Source organism: Schumannella sp. 10F1B-5-1 (assembly GCF_006517535.1).
GTDB lineage: Bacteria > Actinomycetota > Actinomycetes > Actinomycetales > Microbacteriaceae > Schumannella.
This window is the reverse complement of record NZ_VHQH01000215.1, coordinates 1-249: the sequence shown is the minus strand read 5'-3', so window position 1 is coordinate 249 and position 249 is coordinate 1. Positions and strand designations below refer to the sequence as shown.

Sequence of the window (249 nt, the reverse complement as noted above, 5' to 3'; positions counted from 1 at the left end):
CCCCGCCGACCTCCCCGCTGCGGCGGAGCTCGTGGTCGGCGATGTGGCGGTCGCCGAGGTCTGGGACGGACTGCTCGCGGACGTGCGCCCCGACCTCGTCATCCACCTCGCCGCCGAGACCGGCACCGCGCAGTCGCTCAGCGAGGCGACCCGTCACGCGACGGCGAACGTCGTCGGCACGACGGCGATGACCGACGCCTTCACCCGGCACGAGATCCTGCCCGGGCACATCGTGCTGTCGAGCTCCCG

At 73.9% G+C, this 249-nt stretch carries 1 protein-coding gene; it reads left to right on the top strand.

The window, feature by feature from the left end:
• Positions 1-249 (top strand): NAD-dependent epimerase/dehydratase family protein (locus FJ658_RS15470; RefSeq protein ID WP_141146238.1); only part of this gene is annotated, 249 nt, incomplete at both ends.